A 25,009-nucleotide genomic window follows, 5' to 3' on the forward strand; every position below is an offset into this window, starting at 1 on the left:
TAAAATGTACTGTTCTTTTTGTCGCTTAAATCGCCAAACGCAACGATTCCAATCAAATAGTAGCAAGCGCCTATAGTTGGAGCAGACTAAATTGAATGTGCAATCGGTATGAGTTGTAAGTTGTTAGACATACCAATATTATACCTCTCCTCGAAAGGGCAAGGGATGGATTTTACTTGCCCTAAACACCTTAAAATTTACGGATTACGGAAACAACCGCCCGTAATATCTCGGAAAAGGAATGGTTTCGCGGATATGACTCACACCAGTCAACCACATGACCACCCGCTCAAATCCCAATCCAAACCCTGCATGAGGTACAGAACCAAACCTGCGCAAGTCTAAATACCATTCAAATGCTTCCATCGGCAGTTCGTGATGGTGAATGGCATCCACCAATGTTTGCAGGTCGGTTTCACGCTCCGAGCCGCCCACTATTTCGCCAAACCCTTCAGGTGCTAATAAATCAACCCCTTTGACAAACTCGGGGTCGTCTTCATAGCGTTTCATATAAAAGGCTTTGATGGCGCGCGGCCATTTATAGACCATTACCGGAGTATCGAACAAACTGGTGAGGGCTTTTTCTTGTGGTGAACCGAAATCTTCACCATCCGGAAAATTCAAGGATGCTTCAATCCATTCGGGGATTTCTTTTGATTTGTCTTCCAGCTTTCGGGTTTCGCCTTTTAATCGGTCAATCTTGTTTTGGTAGTAGTTGGCTTGTCCTTTGCTGACCTGTCCTCCGGCCATCAAGGCTTCGGTTTCGGCAATTTCGGCGTTTTTGGCTTCGAGGTCGGCTAACACCTGTGCTAACTGACTGCGAAGGGTGTCAATAGCGTTCCGGCCGTTCCATTCTTTTTTGCCCTGAATAATTTTGACAGCATCAGTGTAGGTAATTCGCGGAAATGGTTTGTTGATATTTTCGAACAAAACGGTGTCGCGCTCCAAAATTTTAAGTTCGGTTTTACATTCGGCATACACTGCATTGACAATGTATTTGACAAACGATTCTATCAGTTCCATGTCCATATCCAGATCATAGAAAGCCATTTCGGGTTCTATCATCCAAAACTCGGACAAGTGGCGGGGGGTGGATGACCGTTCGGCGCGGAAAGTAGGGCCAAATGTATATACTTTGCCCAATGCCATCACGATAGCTTCGGCATAGAGTTGTCCTGATTGAGAAAGATAGGCCACATCTTTTTCGTAAAACTCGGTTTCAAACAACGTGGTTGTCCCTTCACAGGCATTTCCGGTCAGCAGGGGGGCATCGGTCTGGGTAAATCCGTTTTCGTGAAAAAACCGGTGAATAGCAAACTTCAGGCTGTCTCTAACCCGCAAAACTGCCCACTGCCTGCGGCTTCGCAACCATAGATGCCGGTTGTTCATTAAAAAATCAACGCCGTGTTCTTTGCGCGAAATGGGATATTCGGCAGCTATTTGGTAAACTTGCAGCCCTGTGGCATGAATTTCATAACCAAAGTCCTGCTGTTCGTTTTTTACCACTTTTCCGGTAATTTGCAATGAAGATTCCTGGGTTAGGCGTTTGGCGGTTTCGAGTATCACCTCACCTACTGAATCCAAACTAAAAATACATTCCATAAATCCGGTTCCATCGCGAAGGGTGATAAAAGCGACCTTTCCTCCGGTTCTTTTGCTTTCTACCCATCCTTTCAGGGTAATTTCCTGTCCTTCGTATTGATCAATATCTTGAATGTAGAACATAGTTGTTTTATTTTTCTAAATAAGCCTGCAAAGGTAACGCATTATTGACATAATTTCAAACCTGCAGATGCTGCACAACAAACAACCTGAGGAATTGGTTTAAGGGGTTTAGGAAATTACGGACATCCACATCGCTCCAACCTGCCCGGAAACGATAGCCGCAAGAAACGCAATATCCGATCCGGACACTGGAAGGGTTGAAAACGGGGGCTGGCAGCAGCTAAACTTATATTGCTTAAATGATATCCCCTCCGATACAAGTATCGCCGCCACCTAAGCACAACTAACCACATTTAGCTTTTCACTTTTCACTTCCCCTCCACCACCCGGTAATAATATACCCCCGCCGGAACATGTGCCACCGAAATCTCCTCAAGCCGCTGTTGCCGGTTAAAGTTGCCGCAGCAACCTGCCTGCCGGTATAATGTATCGCCATTTTCTTTGAATTTAAACAAGACAATATCGCAACCTTCATCAGTGGCATCTTGTGTAAATGCACTTGTAAGCATATACAAAGTTAAACCGAAAAATGCAAACACCGAAGAGTATTGAGCCGATTAATCTTGTTAATCGGCTCAAAATTTGTATTTTTGTGAGCCGATTATTCGTGCTAATCGGCTCAAAATTTCCCCCAAAATGTATAATTGGCAGCATAAAGATTGGGCAGGATTTTCTTATAAATCGTTGAACATTGACGAGTTAAACGATAAAGTTAAGAACTTTTCAGACGAAGTACAGCGTATTTTGACAGACGCAGACGGTATCAAAAACGAAGAGGGAATGGTTCGCTTTTTAATTGACGAAGCCCAGAAAACTTCCGAAATCGAAGGCGAATATATCAGCCGGGAAGATTTAATGTCGTCCGTGAAAAATAAGTTGGGAATCAGCCCAAACCCCGCAGAAGTGAAGGATAAACGAGCAAATGCCATTGCAGCCATGCTATTGGATGTGCGACATTCATATAAACGCAAATTAACCGAAGCAACCCTCAAAAACTGGCATAAGTTGCTTTTGGGAGATTCAAAAACAGTTCGGGCAGGCAAGTATCGCAAAGCAGACTTTCCGATGCAGGTAGTTTCGGGTATTCCAGGCAGAGAAACCGTACATTTTGAAGCCCCGCCAAGTGAACAGGTGCCGCAGGAAATGAAACAATTTGTTGCCTGGTACAATCAATTTGAAACCCCAACCCCTGCACAAGCCCTGATTAAAACGGCTGTTACGCACCTCTATTTTGAGAGCATTCACCCTTTTGAAGACGGAAACGGCAGAATTGGAAGGGCATTAGCCGAAAAATGCCTTGCGCAATCATTTGGAAAACCTGTTTTTTTCGGCATTTCCGGCATTATTGAAAAGAACAAAAAGCTGTATTACAATTCATTGAAAACGGCACAGCGCACCTTAGAAATTTCCGAATGGATTGCCTATTTTATTGATGTTATATTGGAAGCAAAATCGAAAGCTGTTAAGATGGTTCGTTTTTCATTGCAAAAAACAGTTTTTTTTGATATTTACGGAGATGTTTTAAATCAACGCCAACTCAAAGCCATCAACAAAATGTTTGATGCCGGATACATGGGTTTTGAAGGCGGAATGACAACAAAAAAATACATCGGCATCACCCGTGCCTCAAAAGCCACCTCCACCCGAGACTTGCAACATCTGTCGGAAATCGGAGCATTGCGCTCCTTCGGTAAAGGGCGGAATGTGCATTACTTTTTAAATTGTGATTGATATTAGGATTCAGCTTCGCAAACTCATTGCCGCCCTTTTTGTCTTCTAATTTTTTATAAAGTTGCTTGTGCAAGCTTATTCGGTTTCGGACAGGTTTCTTCCACACGTTTTTGATGGTAATTAATATCAAAATCTTTTTTGTTTTTTCCATCGAGCACATCAAACAAAGCAATTTTCGGTATCCGGCAATTAACGCTTTCTTTTTCACTCCACACTTGTCTGATATTCTTTCGTACAACCCTCAAGTTAAATTAGGTAGTAAGGTTTTTGAAATTTTTTATTTCCATTTTATTACTAATGCAATAAGGGTCATCATATCCCGATGTATGCCGGGACTTCCATCATACACCTTACCTCTCCCGTTATGTTAGTCCGTCATATCGGGAAATGATTTGATGCAGACGTTTTTGGCTTCTGTAAAAAACCGAAACACCTCCCATCCGCCTTCACGCCCTACGCCCGAGTTTTTCACCCCACCAAAGGGGGTGCGTAAATCGCGAAGCAACCAGCAGTTTATCCAGACAATGCCACATTCTAATTTCTCAGCCAGCCGATGTGCGCGGTTTAGGTTTTGAGTCCATACGGTTGCCGAAAGTCCGTAAGGGGTGCTGTTGGCATATTGCAAGACCTCTTCTTCGGTATCAAAAGGGGTCATGGTAACGACGGGGCCAAAAATTTCTTCCTGATTGGTTCGGCAGGCGTAATCAAGCCCTTCGATCACCGTTGGAGCGATGAACCAACCCTTGCTGCACGAGCCCTGGAGGTTGACAGCATGTCCTCCTGTCAGAATTGTTCCGCCTTCCTGTTTTGCGAGTGCTATATAGGAAAGGATTTTTTCGGAATGTTGTTTAGAAACCACGGCACCTGTATTGGTGTTCAGCTTCATCGGGTCACCAACTTGTAAGGCACGGACTTTTTCGATAAAGGCGGACTTAAATTTCTCGTAAACAGGACGTTGCACATATATTCGGGAACCGCACAAACAGATTTGCCCCTGATTGCTGAAAGATGAGCGTACCGTTGTGTTCAGCATTTCTTCAAAGTTGCAGTCGGCAAAAATGAGATTGGGGTTTTTTCCTCCCAATTCTAAGGATAGTTTTTTAAACATGGGTGCAGCTATGCGGGCAATTTCAGCCCCTGTTTTAGTGCCACCGGTAAACGATATAGCCTTGATACCGGGATGGGCGACCATAGCACTGCCCACTTTGGGTCCGTATCCATGAACAATATTCAATACTCCGGCAGGCAGCCCTGCCATCATGCAGATTTCAGACAACAGATAAGCCGTTTTAGGGGTAATTTCAGAGGGTTTGGCTACCACACAGTTTCCGGCTGCCAATGCCGGTGCTATCTTCCATGTAAAAAGGTAAAGTGGTAAATTCCAGGGAGAAATACATCCTACAACCCCCAAAGGACGGCGCAGGGTATAGTTGATGGCAACACCCGGCATATAATGAGATTCAGAGGCAAAATGAGGAGCAGCAGTAGCAAAAAACCGGAAATTGGAAGAAGAACGGGGAATATCTAATTCTGTGGACAAGGTGAGTGGTTTACCGGAATCCTCGGTTTCGGCTGCCGCCAGAATATGTATGTTTTCTTCAATCAGGGTAGAAATTCGCAACAAAATCCTTGACCGTTCATCCAATGAGGTGTTTGACCAGACAGGGAAGGCTTTTTTTGCGGCGGCAACTGCCAGTTCGACATCCCGCTCGTCCGAATCGGGAATATAAGAATAGACCTCGCCAATAGCCGGATTGAAATTGTCTATATAACTATTGGATACGGGAGGGTTAAGGGTTCCATTGATATAATTCCTGAAATATTGGTCGGTATGAATGGTTATCATGTGAACGATGATTGGCTGATGAATAAAACAATCAAAATCGGGTTACAAGGTATCGGTTCTGCCCCCGTCAACAGGAAGGTTGATTCCATTGATATAGGCGGCTGCCGGAGATGCCAGAAACGCAATAGCGGCAGCTATTTCTCCGGCCTGACCAAAACGGCGGGCAGGTATGGTGCTGAACATTTCGGTTTCAATAGCTTCGGGAGTGGTTTGGCTGTTGGCGGCCCGCGTGTTGATGATGCTTTGCAATCGTTGCGTGGCGGTATATCCCGGCAACACATTATTGACCGTTATTCCAAACTGTCCTACTTCGTTTGCCCAGGTTTTTGACCATCCTGCAACTGCCCATCGGGTGGTGTTCGAAACACCCAAACCCGGAATAGGGGCTTTGACCGAAGTGGATATGACGTTAATGATACGTCCGTATCCGGCAGCCTTCATGCCCGGCAAAACTGTTTGAGACAACAATTGATTGCAAATCAGGTGGTGATGATAGGCTTGCAAAAACGCATCCGCCGTGGCATTGGTAATAGGTCCGCCGGGAGGGCCTCCGGTATTGTTGACCAAAATATGAAATGCTTTGTTGGTGGTTTTAAGTTCGCTTTCAACAATTTGCCTTACTACTTCGGGCAGACCGAAATCGGCACAAAGGTAGTGATGTTGTTGCCCTTTCGATACATCTAAAACCGGCAATACTTCCTTTAAACGCTGTTCGTTACGGGCCAACAAAGTAACGTTTGCCCCCAACAAGGCAAGCTCTTCGGCAGCCGCTTTCCCTATGCCCTGACTGCTGCCGCATACCAACGCATTTTTACCGGATAAATCTAAATTCATGTTTTTATGATTCCTGAAATTTGAAAGGTAACTGCTACAAAGGTAATAACTATTCACCTGCATTTTGGCACCGGCCGTTTTTTCAGAAATAATCCGATGATTGCTTTTTTCCAATATACATCGTTAAACCATAACGTCCTGAAATATTCTAATACAACGGCTGTTTAAAACCAGACTGATTAGCAGGGGCTTTCCGAATCGGTTTAAGCGGGTTGTGTTTGAATGAAGGTAAAAAGAAACCAATGAAAACAAATTTGCGTAACTTTGTAATATGGATGTACAACCGGTACTAAGCAGCCCCCCTAACGAAAAAGTCTATTTTGTTTCCGACTTTCATCTGGGAGCACCCGACAGCAGTCAGAGTTTGGTTAGAGAGAAAAAATTTGTCCGGTTTTTAAACAACATTCAATACGATGCCACTCGTTTATACATCCTCGGCGATTTGTTCGACTTTTGGTTTGAATATAAGAAAGTAGTTCCTAAGGGATATGTACGTGTGTTAGGCAAACTTGCCGAATTGGCGGATGGAGGGTTGCCGATTTACTTTTTTACCGGAAATCACGACTTGTGGATGTTTGGATATTTTGAACAAGAATTAGGCATACCTGTTTACCATCGTCCGGTATGTGTTGAAATCGAAGGGAAAATGTTTATGATAGGGCATGGAGACGGATTAGGTCCCAACGATAAAGGATATAAAATTTTGAAAAAATATTTTTTTACCAACCGTTTTTGTCAAAAACTGCTTAGCATCCTGCATCCTGATTTGGGAATCGGACTGGCCAACTATTTTTCTAAAAAAAGCCGTTTGGCCACCGGCACCACCGACGAACACTTTTTGGGCGAAGAAAACGAATGGCTCATCACTTATGCCAAACGAAAACTACAAACACAGGCAATTGATATCTTTGTGTTCGGGCACAGACATCTCCCACTTAAAATACCAATTCAAAACAGTTTATACATCAATTCAGGAGACTGGATAAAATACAATTCTTATGCAATTTATCAACAACAACAAATTGAAATTTACTACTTTAACCCTGATTAGCCTGCTGTCAGTCTGCCTGATTGCTTTCGTTTCCTTTATGCCATTGCCAAAGGGAAACTACAAACTTGTGAACTCTGTTCCGGTGAATGCCAACTTTCTGACCTCCGATTTTCTGAAGAGTGCATACGTCATCAACAACAAAAATCAGGTTGTTAAATATGATTCTACCGGCAACGTGCTGAACACTTTTAACGAAGAGCGTTATGGAAAACTGACTTCCATTGATGCGACAAGCCCCTTTAATGTGGTCATGTTTTACAAAGATTTTTCAACCCTGATTACCACCGATATGCGCTTAAACACCAAGCGGTTGTATAAACTTTCGACTTTGGGGCTGACCAATGTGGCTGCAGTATGTCTGGCCAACGATAACTATATTTGGGTGTATGACATGAACGACGGCAAGCTTAAAAAAATTGACCACAATTATCAGATTATAGTCCAAAGTCTGAGCATGCCTCAATTGTTGGGTGAAACCATCGAACCCAATTTTTTGGTCGAAAGCAACGGGCTGTTGTATTTGAATGTGCCCGGAATGGGAATTATGATGTTCGACATTTTCGGCACTTTTTACACTGCCATTTCAAATTCGGACCTCGGCACAGACCAACTCACCGGATTTCAGGTAGTAGATCACAAAGTCGTCTATTTTAGAGATGAATACCTGTTTATTTATGACATCGCCACTCGTCAACAGGAAGCCATTGCAGTTCCGGGAAGTGATAATGCCAAGGCTATCCGGGTCGAAAAAGGCCGGCTTTATATGCTGAATAACGACAACACCCTTAATTTTTATATGCAGACAAATTAACAAGGTTTTTTGGTTTGCGCTATCTTTTGCTTTAAGGAAAGATACATTCGCTAATCAGTACTTCGTATTAGGGAGGTAAAACACCAAAAGAACTCCTGTTCTTAGTGTTTTATCTCCCTTTGTCGCTTTAATAAAAGTACTATCAAAATAGGCGTTTCCCCCTCTAATGTATCAATAATTTACCCGACCCGATAAAGTCGGTATCCGAAAATGCTTTAAAGATATACAAACCCGGCGGCAGGTTGCCTTTTTCGATGGCAACGTTTTTTTGCCCTGCATCGGCTGTTACCTGATGTAGCAGTTTGCCGCTCAAATTATAAAAGTAGAGTGTAACCGGTCGGTCTGAATAAACATCGGGCATTTGTAAGGTAGCGCTCCGATCTGTCGGGTTGGGGTAAAACTGCAACTGATTCGCGTTAGGAGCAACCGGTTCGGCGATGCCTGTTAATGGAGGGAGCGGATCGCCATAAGCAAACTGAAAACCCGCTACCATCATTTCATCGAGCGAGGTTAAGCCAAACCCTATAGGGTCAGGTCCGGCATAATTGTTATAGACCGCCCGCTGAATAATGCCCAATCGGGGATCTACTTGAATCAACGTGTCGAACATTCGCTGTGGGGCTTCTACTCCCCAACTATAATAGCCTTGGTTAAAAGTATAATCGAAGTTGTAAAAGCCTTCGTAAATCTGCTCGCCCGCGCTACCATCGGGGTTGCGCAAAAACAGATCGTAGTCTTTGCCGTAGCGGTGGGTATGTGAATACAATATCCAAATCAACCAATAATTGGTTTCCGCCTCATCCTGGCATAATGCTTCAATGGTGTGGTCGGTATTGTCCCAAGGAACAGACATGTCAAAATTAGGGAAAAAGCGGCTATACATCACCTTGGGAGCAGTACCTACCGGCTGGGTGTAAAAGTTCACATAGGCATCTACTCCCAGAACAAAGTAGCTGGAGTTTACCACATGATAATTAAAATCTAAAATGGTGCTCTGTTCCCAACGATAAGCCGTTCCTTGCGGCAGATTGATTTCGTTCACCTGCGGTGCTACGCCCACTGCAATATCTGCACTTCCGTGAGAGGAAAAACTGGTATCGCGCACGCCCTCAGGAAAGAACTGCGCCTGTCCGGGGTAATATTTGTAAATCACAAAATGATGGTTTTGAGGAACCGTTGACACCCCTATTTTATGAATTTCAACTGCCGAAGAAAATTGGGGGTCGTATTTAATAAAGTTTTCGGCTTCGGTAAATGGAGGGATAAAATAACGACCTATATAAATCTGAAAACCCTCGCCTGCCGGTGGTGGGGCAAGCGGTTCGGGTACTCCCAAAAGGCCATCGCCATTGTAAAAATCGTGGATAAGCTGCAAGTCGGCAACATAGCCTGTTTGTGGCGCGCCCATTAATATCCATTGGCGGACTAATTCTTTTTCTTCATTGTTTAATGCCGGGTTTGGAAACGGAGGCATCGTGCCGCCTTCGCCCGCTGTGGGATTGTTTTGAGGGTCTAAACCTTGGTTTAGTTTGCGCATTAAAAAACTTCTGCCCGGATAACCGGGAGAAACTCGCTTATGCCCTTTTCCCAATGCAACGGGATTGACCGGATTGGCATAGACCAGATTATTATAAACCACTTCGGGGCTGGCAGTAAGATTGAGCAATCCATCGGGAGATGTTCCTCCATGACAACCTCCGCACCGGGTCGCCAACAAATTGTAAACTGTCAGGTAGGTATCTTCGGGCGTTTGTGCTTTTACAGGCAGCACAGTTGCAACTAATGTGAAACAAGAAAGAAAAACAAGTATAACTTTGTCCATCAGAAATACCTTTAGAGTGGTTTTGATAATGTTTCGACAAAAGTAGCTAATTTAGTTATTGCTAACAATACCTATATTTTTTTTACTCAAATTTTGCCATTAACCTTATGCTCAAAAAATTACTTTGCTGTTTGACGGTCTTTACCTACACACTATCTTATGCACAAAACATCCCCAATCCGAGTTTTGAAAATTGGATTCAATACGGGGGATACAAAGACCCTGAGGGATGGTTTACAATCAACGCTTTAACCATCTTAGGCGGCAGTGCTACCGCCTTGCAAGCAACAGGTGCCGATGCCCATTCCGGCTCTTCGGCCATACGCCTGCGCTCTATTGCCATCTTTGGCCAAGTCGCTCCGGGTATTGCCGCTACCGGAACTATCAACCCCACCACTCAATCGGTTGAGGGCGGGTTTGCCTTCGATCAACGTCCTGTGTTTTTGAGTGGTTGGTATCAATACGCTCCTGCCGGAATGGATACGGCCTCTATCGGAATTAGCCTGACCCGTTGGAATGTGCAAACACAAACAACCGAAGTCGTAGGAGAAGGAGGCATTTCAGAAGCATCAACCGTAAATGAATACACCCGTTTTTGGATACCCATCATCTACTTTAGCAGCGAAATACCCGATACCGCTTCCATTGTTCTGTTGAGCAGTGCAGGAGAGAACGGGGTGGCAAACAGCACCTTACTCATAGACGACCTATCGTTTGAAAACGATTTTCCGGTAAGCAGTTCATCAACAGCCAACCCATCTACACAAGTCGCTTTATACCCAATGCCCGCCGGTAATTCCTGTTTTCTCGACAATCCCACGGGGCAATTTACCAAACTCGAAATTTACAACCTGACCGGACAACGGACAGCAACCATAGCTTTGACCGAAGGCACCAACAACATAGATATTTCAACCCTAAAGGATGGGATTTATACCTACAGGGTTAGCCATCAAAACGGAACACTTGCTACTACCGGTAAATTGTCAATACTGCGTTGATGGTTTTCTACGGTTAAAACCGGCAGCTATTCATGCCTTTTATCCGGCGGCAATTTATGGTTTACATTCATTCACCAACACCTGAACCTGCACCTTATGTCCCTGCACAAAATACAACTCCCACACCCCACTGCCCACAGGCACCGGATTGAGATTTAAAGAAGTTTGCACCATTTGCGGGTGGGAAACGGCTATGCCAATAGGATAGGCAATGCTATCGCAGGGGGCTACACCACAGGTAATGCCCAGGCTGTCCACTTTCAGCACCCAGCTTTTGGAAGGCGAACTATAATTGAAACCTACCAACAAATAGACGACATCGGGAGTGGGTTCTATATCCCGTATATAATCCTTGCCCGAAAAGCCGCTGATGATGGGGGCGGGTGGAGGATAGTCCCGTCAGATGCAAGGATGGTAAATACAACCTCCCAAATACTAAGTTGGCTATTACTGCTTTTAATTGGGTTAGTAATGTTTCCGATTAGCCGGCAACATACCATTAGTGAGTAATTCAAAAGAAAACGGCTATCGAGAAATATTCCCGATAGCCGCAGTTGATAATACCTGAACTAAATATACTAAGCAGAAAAAAACTACTTGCTTAGTTGTTTACAATAATTTGTGCGCCCAGTGCCTGTGCATCGGTACCGGCTAAGAAACCTTTGGCAAATACAGTGTAAATTTTACCCGCTTCAAGCGTAATGGCAGGCAAAGTAAGAGCGACCGTTTGCGTACCGGCAACCCGTACTTCTAAATTATAGGAGCCGGCATCTAACGGAGAAAAAGTAGAAGATTCTTTAAACGCTACGTTAGAAAAAACAACCGCTCCACCGCCGGCTACTGCTATATCTACCGCAGGAGCATCGGGGCTTAGGTGAATAAAACGAACATGTGCTTTGCCCTGAGCCGGCACCGTTAGGTCATCGCTAAATAAGATAGGCTCAATGTTGGCAACAGCGTTGCCTGCAAAAGCAGAATAACTTTTTCCGGCTTCCAAATTGGGCGTGTTAAAGTTGAGTGCAGTAACCACAGGGTTTGAACCGGCTACATTTACCTTTACATTACGTACCCCGGGCATAACGTCTAAGTAAGCGCTGTTGTTAGGAAAGGTGAGGGGAGTGCTGTTTACTTTAGTGTCATCAACCAATACATCTACTCCGGGAGCATCGGGCGAGGCATGAATAACCATTACCCTTGCTTTGGGGTCTTCATTGTCATCGTCATCGTCATCGCAGCCGGTAGTAAACAAAGTGCTGGCTACGCTGAAAACTAAAGCAAAAATCCAAAAAAACTTGTTCATTTGTTAGTCTGTTTTGAAAGGTGATTGATTTAAGAATAGACTAACAACATGTTCGCTCAACTTTTGTTTAATCTTTTTGAAAAAAAATTCCACAAAAAGGAAAAATTCCAAACTCTTATATTAATCACCATTTAAAGCAAACGGCTGCATTGTTTACATATTTGGTTGTAATCTTGTCGCCAAACCAAATTCATTCAGTGCATGATTATTAAGGTAGATCGTTTATCAAAACTATACGGCTCCACAGTTTGCCGTAAATAACATTTCGTTTGAAGTAAAAAGTGGATAATTTTTACGTTTTCCAGGTCCAAACGGGGCAGGCAAAACCACTCCCATAAAAATTATTACCTGTTTTATAGCTCCCAATAAGGGCGATGTACACATACATGGGTGAGTACTCTTTTTTTTACCGATGCCGAAACACTCAAAAAACGCATTGGCTACCCGCCCGAAAACATCTCACTTTATTTGGTTATACCGGTAAGAGAGTACCTTGCTTTTTCGGCAGCCATACAAGGCATGGCTCAGGCGCAGGTTAAACCGTGCATTAAACAAATGGTACGGCTTTGCGGTTTAGACAAAGAAAAGCACCAAAACATTGGCGAATAATCAAAAGGATACTGCCAAAGATTGGGGCCGCCGGGCTAATCCACCACCAACTTCCCATCCACCTCGTACCGCTCATACCCGCCCGGAAATGCCAACCGCCATACATACATGCCCGAAGGCAACCCCGATAAATCGAGTGTCTGCGTAAAAGGTGAGCCACCCGCCGGCAACACCTGATACCGCACCTTTTGCCCCTGCAAGTCGTACAACTCCAATACCCCAAAGGGCAACTGCGGGGGGAGGGAATAGGTGATTGTTGTACTGCCTTTGGCGGGGTTGGGATATACCTGTGTCGGCGATATGGGTTCGGTTAAAGAAACCGGATTGATACCTATGGGATATTCTATGCCGTAACAGGGGGCGGGACTACAGCCATGACCAAGACTATCTGTTTTTAGTACCCAACTGCTTGCGGGAGAAGCATAGTTGAAGCCTGCCAAAACATATCCGCCATCGGGCGTAGGCTCTATATCCCTGATATAATCCTTATTAGCCGCTAACCCGCTGCTGATGGGAGTTTCCCAAAGTATATCGCCCTCCTCAGAGATGGCTGTAATGGCAATTTCCCATTTAGGGGGCGGATTATAGCCTATGGTAAGAACTCTAACGATATCTGTTTCGGGAGAGTAGTTATATGTCTGTGGACTATAAGAATTATTCTTGAAGTACGTTTTGGCTTGTCCGATGATTGCTCCGTTTGAAACACTAAGTTTGGCTACATACAACCCCTTTTTATCGGGAATTTCGCTTTTAATTAATCCCAGCAACATTAAATTTCCATCGGATAACTGAAAAACATAGCACCCGCCGTCGTCTTCGTTGGTGCCATAGTTTTTTTGCCATTGCAGCGTGCCGGTGCTGTCTGTTTTGACCACATACATGTCGTAGCCGGTGCTGTTGCTGTACCGGTAGCCCGATAAAACAAAACCCCCGTCCTGTGTCTGTTCAGCATGAATAATGGTGGCCCAAGTGCCGTAAACGGCACTCCATATCTTATTAAAACCGGCATCCAATTTCATCATAAAATACTTGCTTCCTGTACCCGTTACCTGATTTGACGACCATCCGGCAATCAAATATCCATTATCTTGCGTTGCGATGATTTGTGCGTTACCATCCAAATCATCGGGACTGCTATAAACATGGTTTTGAAGTATCGTTCCTGTATCGTCAAATTGAATTAAAGCAAAATCTTTATTGACGGCACTCTCTCCTTTCGTAAAAACCACAATGTTTTGATTTTCACCCGTTCTAATCATAGAGTTGCCAAATATAATTGAGCTGGTTTGCACCGCCCCGTCCAATATTTTCACCCATTCCGTTTCCCCAAACAGATTGATTTTGCGCAAATAAGTGGCTGAATATCCGCCGGATCCGTTAAAATCTCCAACGACTAAATAGCCGTTTTCTACAGGCTTGACAGATACAGACCCCATGCTTATACTGTCTGCCTGATAGACCTGGTTAAAATAAACTAATTGGGCTAGTATATATTGGTAACAACAAGCGATGAGTATGATTGAGGCAATTATATTTTTCATTGTATTTTGCTTTTGTGGGGTTAAGAAAACATAAAAGCCTTGTTTGCCCAAACAGTACAAAGTTCAGGTAAACAAGGCTTTATTTAAATCTTAGTGTATGACCGCTAATTTTTGGGTATAAACTTTTCCGCTTGTTGTTTTAACGTATAGCAAGTAAAAACCGTTAGGGTAGTTTGTTGTTTGGAGCGTAAATTGAGCTTGGTTTACTGTCAATTGGTCTATTAGTCTGCCGCTCATGTCTGAAACATATAGTTTTGTGCCATTAAGCATTTCCGGTATCGTCAGGAATAACTGTACTTCATTTTTGGCGGGGTTGGGATATAAATGTATGCCGGAAACCGGAAAAGTTGCATTTAATCTAAGTTGCGGCGGCACCATAGGCGTTTTGTCAAAAGGCTCTGCATAATGTTTTGCTATTAGGCTTTGTGCCAGCACACTCTGAGAACAGCCCGTATTGTTTGCCATGTTCCGGAGCAGGATTTCTTGTTTTTCCTTTGTTTTGCCCGTGCCGGCAGGAGGTTGAATGCCGCTTAACATCTCCAGATACAGGGTTACAAAATCAATGTTTTCGGTGTCGTCGTCCGATATCTGCTGCAGGTATATCCATGCGCTGTTCGGTTTCATTTCGCTTTCGTAGGTGGCGGTCAGCTGTTTGGCAGGATGTGGCATCATTAACGCAAGAGCGGGTAATATCGTCCGAACCATGATTTACGGAATTTTGAAGATGAACTCGGTTTATCTGTTTTTCCAACCGAAAGATAGGTAATATTTTTCAATTAAATATCTTCCTTGCAAACCCTGTCAGTGTTGCCAACGCCGACAGGGTTGAAAACAAGGCAGTTTCTATCGGTTAAAGCCAGCCACTTTTCACTTTTCACTTTTCACTCAGTTCGGGAGCAATTGTGTGTTACTACAAACCTTCAAAAGAGCAGTAAGGCAATGGGTGGGGTAACAAAATATTTTGTTGGTGAAAATTTTGTTAGCGTAAGTTACCTCTAAAAATCACAAAGGTTATACACACGTAACCACCAAATAATTAGACCAAATAAAAAGTACATTAGATAGTTTGGATATTTAATATCGAATATTTAACTTTGTCTGCGTTTTTGAATGTGCCATTTATCAGGTTGTAAATCTAAGTTTGCTCCTGTAAAAAATTGCCATTTTTATTTTGGTGTTGAGTGTTGACAAACCTGCGGATTAGGCGGTAACAAACACTATGGATGCGTTTATACAGATGTTTTAGCATATTTAAAAAAGGAATGAACATGACAAATTTTTTATTTTCGGTTTTGTTGAGTGTCGTGATCTCAACAGCCGCTTTCAGTCAAACTCTTCATATTTATGGAGGAGCCGACCACGATGTTTATTTAGGATGTTTGAACTGTAGTAAATACGATCAGAATTCTATATGGAATACATACGGAACTTATGGCTCAAAGTATAATTCAAACTCTATATGGAATGCCTATGGAACATACGGATCAAAATACAACACTTACTGTCCGTGGAACGCTTATTCTAATGATCCGCCGGTTGTTGTTGACAAGGACGGTGGATTCTATGGTTATTTCACTACAAATAAATACAAGTCAAAAAGGGCTGAATTTGACCTTGTCGAAGTTTTATATGAATATCATGAATTTATCAGAGAGGATGTTTCAAAATGGTATGACAAAATTTTTGATTAAAGAAAACCTCACTACAACATTTTAAAAGCATTATGTCGGCGAAAGTGATGAATTTAAACTTATGAACTTTGATCAACTAAACCGGTAAAATGGAAAGTAAATGCTTCGTAATTCTGCACTTCGCTTTTATTTCACCGTTTGGGTGCATGTGTTAAGACCGGACAAAAACGGATAAAAATGTTGCGTGCAAATAGCAAATTGGGTTATACCCCACCCACAACCCAACCCTTCAGCAAAACTAAAAGCGTCATTTTTTGCCAAAGAACCGACAAGAATGGTAAATTTACAAATTGACTGTATTTGAGCGGGTCGAAATTAAAACAGACTTAAATAATGTACGAGCAGACCTTTAAAAACATTGACGACATCCTTCACAAAGACGCAGGCTGCGGCAGTGAATTGGACTATGTGGAGCAAACCTCTTGGATTTTGTTCCTTAAATATTTGGACGATTTAGAGAAAGACCGCGCCACCGCAGCAGAATTGACAGGCAAGACATATACGCCTATCATTGATCAGGAATTTCAATGGACAGTTTGGGCAACTCCAAAAGGTAAAGACGGCAAATTTGACCACCACCAAGCCCTGACAGGTGACGACCTCACCGACTTTGTAAACGGCAAACTCTTTAACTACCTCAAAAAGTTTAAGCAAAGCGCCGAAAGTGCCGACACCATTGAATACAAGATTGGCGAAATTTTCAGCGAACTGAAAAACCGCATACAAAGCGGCTACAACTTACGGGAAGTCATCAACCTTATTGACCAGTTGCGTTTTCGCACCCACGCAGAAAAGCACGAAATGAGTCACTTGTATGAAGACAAAATCAAAAATATGGGCAACGCAGGGCGAAACGGTGGCGAATACTACACGCCTCGTCCGCTCATTACGACCATTGTAAAAGTGGTTGCCCCAAATATTGGCGACAAAATTTATGACGGTGCCTGTGGTTCTGCGGGCTTCTTATGCGAAGCATTCAACTACCTAAAAAACTCCAAACATCTCGCTGCCAACGGCAGCGTCCCCCACGTCCTACCTGTCCCCCACACAAACACAGGACTAAGCACCAAAGAAACCGAGATACTGCAAAAACGCACCTTCTACGGCAAAGAGAAAAAATCATTGGCCTATATCATCGGCATAATGAATATGATTTTGCACGGGATAGAGGCTCCCAATATTATACACACCAACACGCTTGCCGAAAACCTTGCCGACATACAGGAAAAAGACCGCTATGATGTGGTGCTTGCCAATCCGCCTTTTGGTGGAAAGGAACGTGCCGAAGTGCAACAAAACTTCCCGATTAAAACAGGCGAAACCGCTTCGCTCTTTTTGCAGCACTTCATTAAAATACTGAAAGCTGGCGGCAAGGCAGGTGTGGTTATTAAAAACACATTTCTGAGCAATACAGACAATGCCACCGTTGCCATACGCAAAACCTTGTTGGAAAACTGCAACCTGCATACCGTGTTGGATTTGCCGGGTGGCACCTTTACCGGTGCAGGGGTAAAAACCGTTGTCCTGTTTTTTGAAAAAGGCAAACCCACACAAAAGGTTTGGTTTTACCAGTTGAACCTCGACCGCAATCTGGGCAAGACCAACCCACTCAACGAAGCAGACCTTGCCGAGTTCGTAGAACTCCAGAAAACAAAAGCCGACAGCCCCAACTCCTGGTCAGTTGATGTCAGTCATTGGCTAACAAACTCGTCCCCCAAGTCCCAAGACACAACCACCACCTACGACCTCAGCGTAAAGAACCCAAACAAAAAAGAAGAAACCGCACTACGCCAACCGCAAGCCATATTGGAAGAAATGAAAGCATTGGATGAAGAAAGTGCCGAAATCCTTAACTCAATTTTGGAACTGATATGAAGAAAGGTGATACACTGAGCCTGCCGAAGGGTTGGGAAATAAGGAAGTTGGGGGAAGTAGCTGAATACTTTAATGGATTAACATACTCGCCAAAAGATGTCAGCGATAATGGAACAATTGTATTGCGTTCCTCTAACATACAAAATGATGAATTAGATTTTTCAGATATAGTTAGAGTAAATGTTGATATAAAAGAAAAATTGTTTTTAAAAGAAGGTGACATTTTGATGTGTAGTCGAAATGGAAGTCAACGGCTTGTTGGTAAAACTGCTCCAATTTTGAATTTACCAAAGCCGATGACTTTTGGCACTTTTATGATGATAATTAGAAGTGAGTTTTCACCTTACTTATTATGGTTTTTCAAAACTGACGAATTTAAAAAACAGATTAGCGGTGGCGAAAATACAATGATTAATCAGGTAACAAGATATATGCTTGATGAAATCAAAATCCCCCTTCCCCCCAGGGAAAACGCATCAGGAAATCTTTAATGTGCTTTCGAGATATGCATCACTAAACAGGCATTTTCTGAATTTTCGTTTTGTGTTGGCTTTTGGGTCATCGTGATTTTTAATGATGTTGAGAGCTATTTTTTGTAGAACAGAAAAATTGGCACCGGTATTTCCGGCACGTTTTTTACTCTTATCCTCTCCCATAACGGCATCTAAAACCCAATGCAGTTTGTTTTCTATCCCCCAATGTTCTCGTGTTATCCTGCATGCCCGCTCGGAATCATCTCTATACTTGCTATGTAATAACGCTTTTCCGAAGTGCTTTTGCCGGTTGCTTTTACTTTTCTGAAGCTGCATATCATGATTAAACACATCAACCCTTCCCATTTATCCAATACCGCCTTGTGCGGCTCAATTAGGGATTGGTCAATTTTTGATAAATTGACCACTTTGCAGGTTCGCTGCTCCAAACGACCATGACTGTCTTCTTCTTTCCCTGCATAAGTTTCGGTATTACTGTCTTGTGAAAGAAGTTGCTCTGCTGCTGCAAGCAATTTTGGTTGATTCTTTTTACTCCCATCACATAGTCGGCTTGTGCTTCAATAATCTCCTTGGCTACATCAGTGTAGCAATAGCCCGCATCTAAAGTTAAAATGCAATTGCTTAAATCCAACACTTCCAATATCTCCGTTATTGCGTTCTTCTCTCCTGCCTTACCCGATACCTCGATACTCGCCAAACAGGCTTTAACGGCATCACAATAGACATTTACCATCACGACAGCATGACGACCGCCCTCCGTATTCTTGGTTTGCTGCTCCTTTATCGTTGCACTTCCCGACAACCTTTTACCGTCTATATTCACTATCGAGCCATTTGTCAGATGAATAGAATATTGACATATACCGGATAACACTTTTTCTAATTGCTTGGTATTCAAGATGCTCAACAAACGATTGATCGTGTCGTGACTGGGAATACCTTTCTTGTATGGTAAGTGTTTGCGGAGCCAATCCAACTTAAGCTGACCAAAGTCGGATATCTCTTCAAAAGAACTGCAACCGCAAAGTAAAGAACAAAATACCAAAAAAGCACCTAAAAAAGTAGTCGTAAAATGAAAATTGTCCGAAAAATTATCCGGTTTTCATGTTCCTTAACTCAACCCGGGAGATAAATACACTATGCCTGATTGGCGTTTTATCATAGCTGTTGATGCATTTGAAAACTCGAAAATCCAAAATCGTCTTGATTGGCTGTAAAACAAAGTTTTAAGTCCAAAATACTTAAATTACAACTATTTAACAATAAATTTTTCCAGATGCGTTTTCCCTGCCCCTCGCCCCTCCGAGGAGGGGAATAAGACCTGCCGGTTTGGGATGAATTGACTATCTCTGTTCGAAGGGGGGAGTAAAACCTGCCGGTTTTGAGTGATTTGATAGTCTCTGGCGAGAAGTGGAATTGTTCCAAACACTGATGAATGTAATTCGCTACCTCAGAGAGGAGTTGCATGCAAACTCCGACGATAGAAATTCCCCTCCTCGGAGGGTTAGGGGTGGGTGAAAATCGATTCGCTTGAAAATGTTGCTGTCCGGCTATTTCCCCATTTTGTTCCGGCTTAGCTTTTACAGACAGATAATTTCTCCCCCAAGTTTTACTATATATATCCCTCACAATCGTATCTTTACCATCCTAAATATACAACAACCTCTGTTTACAGGGTTTTATCAACCAAATTTCATGTCGGTATGGCAAACATCATAGACAAAAACTTTGACCACTACATCACCTTAATAGACGATATTTTCAGCGACCTGCACGGGCTTACGGTGGAGTTGAACAACAAAAAAATGTCGGAAACGGTGAGTAATATCCGTGGACGGCTGCATGAGCCATTTTTGTTTGTGATTGTCGGAGAAGTAAAGGTTGGGAAAAGCAGTTTTGTCAATGCCTTGCTGCAAACCGAAAAAGATGTTTGTCGGGTTGCCCCTGACCCCTGTACCGATGTCATCCAACAAATTGTTTACGGAGAAGAGGAACAAACCATCCACATCAACGAGCATCTCACAAAATTGATACTTCCCATTGATATTTTGCAAAAAATAGCCATTGTTGATACTCCCGGCACCAATACCATCATCAGTCATCATAACGAAATTACCGAAAAGTTTATTCCGGTCAGCGATTTGATTGTATTTGTGTTTGAAGCCAAAAACCCTTACCGTCAGTCGGCATGGCAATTTTTGGATTTTATCAGCAATGAATGGCGCAAAAAAGTCATTTTCGTACTCCAACAATCCGATTTAATAGAGCCTGCCGATTTGGAAGTCAACAAAAATGGAGTTATTCAATATGCCAATAAATACGGAATTACCAACCCTCAAGTATTTTGTGTGTCTGCCAAATTAGAACAAAACGGGCTTCCGGGCAGCGGGTTTGATGAAATCCGAAATTATATTTACGATTCAATCACCGGAAAAAACAACCTCCGTTTAAAACTGCAAAGTTTGTTGAACACGTCTAAAAACGTAATGAGCAGTATTGAAGAAGGAATAGACACTACCAAACAACAATTAGATGCTGATACCGAATTCAGGGTAAAGGTAAATTCACTGTTAGACAGTGCTGAAACAAAAACAGACAATCAAATTCAAAACATGATTGACCTGCTCATCAAAGAATACGACAAAGTTACGGGAGACATACAGCGTCAGTTTGAAGAAGGACTCGGGCTGTTTACCCTGCTGCGCAAATCTTTCCTGTCCATATTCAATGAAAAAGAAGGGCTGAAGGCATGGATTAAAGAATTGGTACAACAGTTAGAATATGCCCTGAAACCTGCGCTCGAAAGGAGAATGCGCGAAGGAGTGCTGAATATTGCAGACAGTGTGAGGCAGATGGCCGAAATTATTGATGCCGAAATACGAAAGAATAAAGCAAGCATAAAAAGCAACAACGAAGTCTTCACTGATATTGCAAACAAGCGGCAGGACAAGTTAGAAAAACTGCATAGCGGAATCGAAGCATTAGTTACAGAAACCGAAGAATATGTGAGCAACGATATGTTTCAAAAAAGCTCAGCCCTCGTTCCGGGCTTGGCAACCGGCGGAAGTATTGCGGTCATTGGGGTTATTCTGATGACCGTTACTCACGGTGCTGTGTTTGACATAACCGGCGGCATACTTTCGGCGGTCGGCATATTAGGTGCAGGGGTAGTAACCCTTACACAACGCGGTAAAATTATTTCAGAATTTGCCGCCGAAATAGATAAAGGCCGCAACAAACTCAAAGAGCAGGTTGCCGAGAAACTCGATACCTATATCAAAGAAATCAGAACCAAAATTGACAACAATTTTCTCGAATTTGATTCTTTTATCAGCGGACAGCAACAAAAGTTTACCCACTTGCAAAACCAATACAACAGCATCAATCAAAAGTTTTTCAATGCCCGGAAGGAATTAGAACTTTAAGTTTACCTTCTTAGCAGGAAGTTTATCTGTTGTTATGTCGCAAATTCAAAACTATTATCTCGGCTGCCCGATATGGGCAAATAAAGATTGGGTCGGCTCATTGTTCACTGCCAAAGCCAAACCCAAAGACTATTTGCGTCAATACGCACAAGTTTTCAACTCCGTTGAAGGCAGTAATACTTTTTATGCCCTTCCCAACAAAGAGCAGGTATTGCGCTGGTATTCTGATACGCCTTCCGGGTTCAGGTTCAGTTTTAAGTTCCCGCAAACCATCACACACATTCATAAACTTCATCGCACACAGGAAGAGGTTACCCGGTTTTTCAAAACCATGGAACCCCTTCAATCCCTTATCGGCACTTATTTTATACAGTTGCCCCCGTCTTTTAACAGAAAAGGACTGCCGGCACTAAAAACATTCATTCAACAACTGCCCAAAGAATTTACCTACGCTGCAGAAGTTCGACATCCCGATTTTTTTATGAACGATGAAACCGAGCTTCATTTTAACCGGCTTTTAGAAGACAACAACATCAACCGGGCCATATTTGATACCTCCTCTTTGCACAATATCGAGGCCAAAGACGACATCACCAAAGAAGCACAACGGAAAAAACCCAAAATGCCCGAAAGGTTTGTCGCCACTGCCGGTCATCCTTTTCTGCGTTTTTGCGGACATTCACTTCCACCTGAAAATCAAGAAAGGCTCACGTTAATTGCCGGTATTGTGGCCAATTGGATTTCTGAAGGAAAACAACCCTATCTGTTTATTCATACCCCCGGTGATGAACTTGCTCCGCAAACATGCCGGCTTTTTCATCAGTTGCTTTCCAAACAGATAGTCTCTTTTCCAGTCGGCAATATTCCCCCGTTTCCGGGAGAATATGCCAAAGACCATTTAGAACAAATGAGTCTGTTTTAAACCAAAATCACTCAGTTATGAGTTATCCGGTAAAAACCTTGAAATCTAAATAAACTTTTCACTTTTAGTTTTTCACTTTTAGTTTTTCACTTTTAACTTTTCACTTTCCATGTCTTCTTTACTCTCCCTCATTGGAAACACCCCGCTTGTCGCCCTGAACAACCTTAACCCAAACAAAAGGGTAAAATTGGTTGGAAAACTGGAAGGTCACAACCCGGGTGGAAGCGTGAAAGACCGGCCCGCCTACAGCATGATCAAAGGCGCACTTGACCGCGGGGAATTAAAGCCGGGCATGAAACTGATTGAAGCAACAAGCGGAAATACCGGAATCGCACTGGCTATGATTGCCAATCTTTGCGGCGTAAACATAGAACTGGTCATGCCCGAAAATTCTACTCAAGAGCGGATACTTACCATGAAAGCTTTTGGCGCAGCAGTTACCCTGACTTCGGCGCAGGGTTCGATGGAAGCAGCTATTGATTATGCGCACAATCAGGTTGCAAGCGGGGGATATCTCATGCTCAATCAGTTTGCCAATCCCGACAACTATCTTGCCCATTACCGCCATACCGGGCCGGAAATCTGGAACGACACAAGCGGCAATATTACCCACTTTGTTTCTTCGATGGGAACAACCGGTACGATTATGGGGGTTTCGCGGTTTTTGAAAGAAAAAAATCCGGACATTCAGATAGTCGGCGCACAGCCCACCGACGGGTCAAGAATTCCCGGCATTCGCCGTTGGCCAATTGAATACCTGCCTAAAATTTTTGAACCTCATCGTGTTGATCATATCATTGATGTGTCGGAAGAAGAAGCTGTAAAAACCACCCGCCGGTTGGCTAAAGAAGAAGGCATATTCTGCGGCATGAGCAGCGGAGGAGCAGTAGCGGTTGCCTTAAAACTCATAGAGCAACTTGAAGAAGGAACAGTGGTTTGTATTATTTGCGACCGGGGTGACCGCTACCTTTCGGGCACCCTTTTCGGATAATTTTTTTGTGGTTATACCTTTATTCTTTAATCGTTAAAAGTTCAGTTTTCAGTAATGCAAGTCGAAATGAGCCGGATAGATTCAGATTTTCATTTTCAGGCCAAAGGCTCTTCGGGGGTTTTGGTTAATATTGACGCTTCGTCTAACATTGGCGGACACGAAGCCGGTGCTCGTCCGATGGAACTTATCCTGATGGGTTTAGCCGGATGCAGCGCCATTGATGTGATCCAGATTTTGAGAAAACAAAAACTCGAAATGGAAGATATTGACATCAAGGTTAAGGCAGAAAGAGTACCAGACGAAATTCCGTCAGTGTTTAAAAAAATTCATGTTCACTTTGTGATAAAAGGGGAGTTGCCGCTCAATAAGGTGAGCCGCGCCATCGCTCTTTCGATAGACAAATATTGTTCTGTAACTGCCATGTTGCGACATTCTGTCGAAATTACCCATTCTTTTGAAGTAATCCCATAAACAAACAAAAACCCGATGCGCTACCATACTTTTTTGAAACATCTGCATCATCAGTACCAAACGAGGTTTGCTTTTTTTCCATCAAAAATCAAATCGGAACAGTTTATTGAAGACATGTTTCACCTGTTGTTTCCGAGCAGGGAAGATGCAAACATCTCGTTCATACAACTCGAAGCGAGGCAAAAACAGTTGGAAGCCAATTTGTTTGACCTTTTAAAAGACCTCGACACATTGACTGAAAACGAAGTGGAGGAAACGGTTCATCGTTTTTTTTCCGGCTTACCTTCAATTTATGAATTCTTATTGAAAGATGCACAGGCCATCTTGTTGTTTGACCCCGCTGCCAACTCTATTGAAGAAGTTATTGTGGCCTATCCGGGTTTTTATGCAATTGCTGTTTACCGCATTGCCCACCACCTGTTACAACAAAAAATAAAATGGCTACCCCGAATATTTACAGAACTCGCCCACCGCAAAACAGGGATTGACATTCACCCTGCCGCTTCAATCGGTGAATCTTTTTTTATAGACCACGGTACCGGAGTGGTCATTGGCGAAACAACCATTATCGGTAACCATGTGAAGATTTATCAAGGGGTTACCCTCGGTGCATTGTCGGTAAGCAAAGACAAGGCCAACACAAAACGGCATCCGACTATCGAAGACCATGTGATTATTTATGCCGGCTCGACCGTTTTGGGCGGTGAAACTTTAGTAGGACACCATTCGGTGATCGGAGGTAATGTTTGGCTGACAAAAAGCGTTCCTCCTTATTCTTTCGTTCATAATACCATACAGGTAGAGCTGAAAGCCATCTCTCCCTTTCAGTAAAAAGATATTGCTACTTTAGCAACACCAAAAGAATATCT

At 43.1% G+C, this 25,009-nt stretch carries 24 protein-coding genes and 1 pseudogene; 15 read left to right on the plus strand and 10 right to left on the minus strand.

All coding sequences use genetic code 11. The features are described 5' to 3' along the window. Positions 1 to 204: 204 nt before the first annotated feature. Positions 205 to 1,725 (minus strand): asparagine--tRNA ligase, encoded by a 1,521-nt coding sequence (locus tag IPM47_03960; protein QQS30115.1) that lies wholly within the window; start codon positions 1,723 to 1,725, stop codon positions 205 to 207. 308 nt (positions 1,726 to 2,033) lie between these two features. After that, positions 2,034 to 2,234, minus strand: coding sequence for a hypothetical protein (locus IPM47_03965; protein QQS30116.1), 201 nt, complete (start codon positions 2,232 to 2,234; stop codon positions 2,034 to 2,036). A 127-nt stretch (positions 2,235 to 2,361) separates the two neighbouring features. Between IPM47_03965 and IPM47_03970 the strand changes: the two genes are divergently transcribed. Continuing rightward, a complete protein-coding gene (locus tag IPM47_03970; protein ID QQS30117.1) occupies positions 2,362 to 3,456 on the plus strand; it encodes a Fic family protein in 1,095 nt (364 codons plus the stop codon). A gap of 367 nt (positions 3,457 to 3,823) precedes the next feature. Here IPM47_03970 and IPM47_03975 read toward each other — a convergent pair whose 3' ends face one another. After that, positions 3,824 to 5,302 (minus strand): aldehyde dehydrogenase, encoded by a 1,479-nt coding sequence (locus tag IPM47_03975; protein ID QQS30118.1) that lies wholly within the window; start codon positions 5,300 to 5,302, stop codon positions 3,824 to 3,826. Between the two features lie 42 nt (positions 5,303 to 5,344). Then, entirely contained in the window at positions 5,345 to 6,136 is a 792-nt protein-coding gene (locus tag IPM47_03980; protein ID QQS30119.1) for an SDR family oxidoreductase, read from the minus strand. Between the two features lie 271 nt (positions 6,137 to 6,407). Between IPM47_03980 and IPM47_03985 the strand changes: the two genes are divergently transcribed. Then, complete coding sequence (locus IPM47_03985; protein QQS30120.1) at positions 6,408 to 7,187, plus strand: UDP-2,3-diacylglucosamine diphosphatase; 780 nt, start codon at positions 6,408 to 6,410, stop codon at positions 7,185 to 7,187. Beyond that, positions 7,135 to 7,998 (plus strand): hypothetical protein, encoded by an 864-nt coding sequence (locus IPM47_03990; GenBank protein QQS30121.1) that lies wholly within the window; start codon positions 7,135 to 7,137, stop codon positions 7,996 to 7,998. Before IPM47_03985 ends, IPM47_03990 begins: the two co-directional genes overlap by 53 nt. A 163-nt stretch (positions 7,999 to 8,161) precedes the next feature. On the opposite strand, the gene IPM47_03995 is transcribed toward IPM47_03990, so the two are convergent. Beyond that, complete coding sequence (locus IPM47_03995; GenBank protein QQS30122.1) at positions 8,162 to 9,820, minus strand: T9SS type A sorting domain-containing protein; 1,659 nt, start codon at positions 9,818 to 9,820, stop codon at positions 8,162 to 8,164. Positions 9,821 to 9,927: 107 nt separating this feature from the next. Here IPM47_03995 and IPM47_04000 point away from each other — a divergent pair, with 107 nt between their 5' ends. Then, positions 9,928 to 10,821: a T9SS type A sorting domain-containing protein gene (locus IPM47_04000; protein ID QQS30123.1), complete on the plus strand. Its 894-nt coding sequence runs from the start codon at positions 9,928 to 9,930 to the stop codon at positions 10,819 to 10,821. A gap of 165 nt (positions 10,822 to 10,986) precedes the next feature. Then, a complete protein-coding gene (locus IPM47_04005) occupies positions 10,987 to 11,331 on the plus strand; it encodes a hypothetical protein (GenBank protein QQS30124.1) in 345 nt (114 codons plus the stop codon). Positions 11,332 to 11,422: 91 nt separating this feature from the next. Here IPM47_04005 and IPM47_04010 read toward each other — a convergent pair whose 3' ends face one another. Then, positions 11,423 to 12,121: a DUF4397 domain-containing protein gene (locus IPM47_04010; protein QQS30125.1), complete on the minus strand. Its 699-nt coding sequence runs from the start codon at positions 12,119 to 12,121 to the stop codon at positions 11,423 to 11,425. A gap of 301 nt (positions 12,122 to 12,422) precedes the next feature. Here IPM47_04010 and IPM47_04015 point away from each other — a divergent pair. Next, a pseudogene (locus IPM47_04015) lies at positions 12,423 to 12,515 on the plus strand (ATP-binding cassette domain-containing protein). Continuing rightward, entirely contained in the window at positions 12,512 to 12,730 is a 219-nt protein-coding gene (locus IPM47_04020) for a hypothetical protein (protein QQS30126.1), read from the plus strand. The pseudogene IPM47_04015 and the gene IPM47_04020 overlap by 4 nt, the downstream one beginning before the upstream one ends. Before the next feature lie 35 nt (positions 12,731 to 12,765). Here the strand turns inward: IPM47_04020 and IPM47_04025 are convergent, their stop codons facing one another. Further along, positions 12,766 to 14,271: a T9SS type A sorting domain-containing protein gene (locus IPM47_04025; GenBank protein ID QQS30127.1), complete on the minus strand. Its 1,506-nt coding sequence runs from the start codon at positions 14,269 to 14,271 to the stop codon at positions 12,766 to 12,768. 90 nt (positions 14,272 to 14,361) lie between these two features. Next, complete coding sequence (locus IPM47_04030; protein QQS30128.1) at positions 14,362 to 14,976, minus strand: T9SS type A sorting domain-containing protein; 615 nt, start codon at positions 14,974 to 14,976, stop codon at positions 14,362 to 14,364. Between the two features lie 557 nt (positions 14,977 to 15,533). On the opposite strand from IPM47_04030, the gene IPM47_04035 reads away from it, so the two are divergent. The 3 genes from IPM47_04035 (at position 15,534) to IPM47_04045 (ending at position 18,328) form a co-directional block, all read left to right on the plus strand. Then, positions 15,534 to 15,962, plus strand: coding sequence for a hypothetical protein (locus IPM47_04035; GenBank protein QQS31377.1), 429 nt, complete (start codon positions 15,534 to 15,536; stop codon positions 15,960 to 15,962). Positions 15,963 to 16,295: 333 nt separating this feature from the next. After that, positions 16,296 to 17,837 carry an SAM-dependent DNA methyltransferase gene (locus IPM47_04040; GenBank protein ID QQS30129.1) on the plus strand — a complete coding sequence of 514 codons (1,542 nt, stop codon included), beginning with the start codon at positions 16,296 to 16,298 and terminating at the stop codon, positions 17,835 to 17,837. Continuing rightward, positions 17,834 to 18,328, plus strand: a complete 495-nt coding sequence (locus IPM47_04045) for a restriction endonuclease subunit S (GenBank protein QQS30130.1) — start codon at positions 17,834 to 17,836, stop codon at positions 18,326 to 18,328. The genes IPM47_04040 and IPM47_04045 overlap by 4 nt, the downstream gene beginning before the upstream one ends. Here the strand turns inward: IPM47_04045 and IPM47_04050 are convergent. Continuing rightward, complete coding sequence (locus IPM47_04050) at positions 18,314 to 18,646, minus strand: transposase (GenBank protein ID QQS30131.1); 333 nt, start codon at positions 18,644 to 18,646, stop codon at positions 18,314 to 18,316. The two genes, IPM47_04045 and IPM47_04050, sit on opposite strands and share 15 nt — an antisense overlap. 58 nt (positions 18,647 to 18,704) lie before the next feature. Continuing rightward, entirely contained in the window at positions 18,705 to 19,376 is a 672-nt protein-coding gene (locus IPM47_04055) for an ISAs1 family transposase (GenBank protein QQS30132.1), read from the minus strand. A gap of 658 nt (positions 19,377 to 20,034) precedes the next feature. Here IPM47_04055 and IPM47_04060 point away from each other — a divergent pair. The 5 genes from IPM47_04060 to IPM47_04080 all read left to right on the plus strand — a co-directional run bounded on the left by IPM47_04060 (position 20,035) and on the right by IPM47_04080 (position 24,971). Beyond that, on the plus strand, positions 20,035 to 21,756 hold the full coding sequence (locus IPM47_04060; protein ID QQS30133.1) for a dynamin family protein: 1,722 nt from the start codon (positions 20,035 to 20,037) through the stop codon (positions 21,754 to 21,756). Positions 21,757 to 21,790: 34 nt separating this feature from the next. Beyond that, positions 21,791 to 22,678, plus strand: a complete 888-nt coding sequence (locus IPM47_04065; protein ID QQS30134.1) for a DUF72 domain-containing protein — start codon at positions 21,791 to 21,793, stop codon at positions 22,676 to 22,678. 109 nt (positions 22,679 to 22,787) lie between these two features. After that, complete coding sequence (cysM, locus tag IPM47_04070) at positions 22,788 to 23,669, plus strand: cysteine synthase CysM (protein QQS30135.1); 882 nt, start codon at positions 22,788 to 22,790, stop codon at positions 23,667 to 23,669. Positions 23,670 to 23,723: 54 nt separating this feature from the next. Then, positions 23,724 to 24,140: an OsmC family protein gene (locus IPM47_04075; GenBank protein ID QQS30136.1), complete on the plus strand. Its 417-nt coding sequence runs from the start codon at positions 23,724 to 23,726 to the stop codon at positions 24,138 to 24,140. A gap of 15 nt (positions 24,141 to 24,155) precedes the next feature. Beyond that, entirely contained in the window at positions 24,156 to 24,971 is an 816-nt protein-coding gene (locus tag IPM47_04080; GenBank protein QQS30137.1) for a serine acetyltransferase, read from the plus strand. Positions 24,972 to 25,009: the final 38 nt, after the last annotated feature.

The sequence above is a fragment of the Sphingobacteriales bacterium genome (genome assembly GCA_016700115.1).
Taxonomy (GTDB): Bacteria; Bacteroidota; Bacteroidia; order Chitinophagales; family UBA2359; genus UBA2359.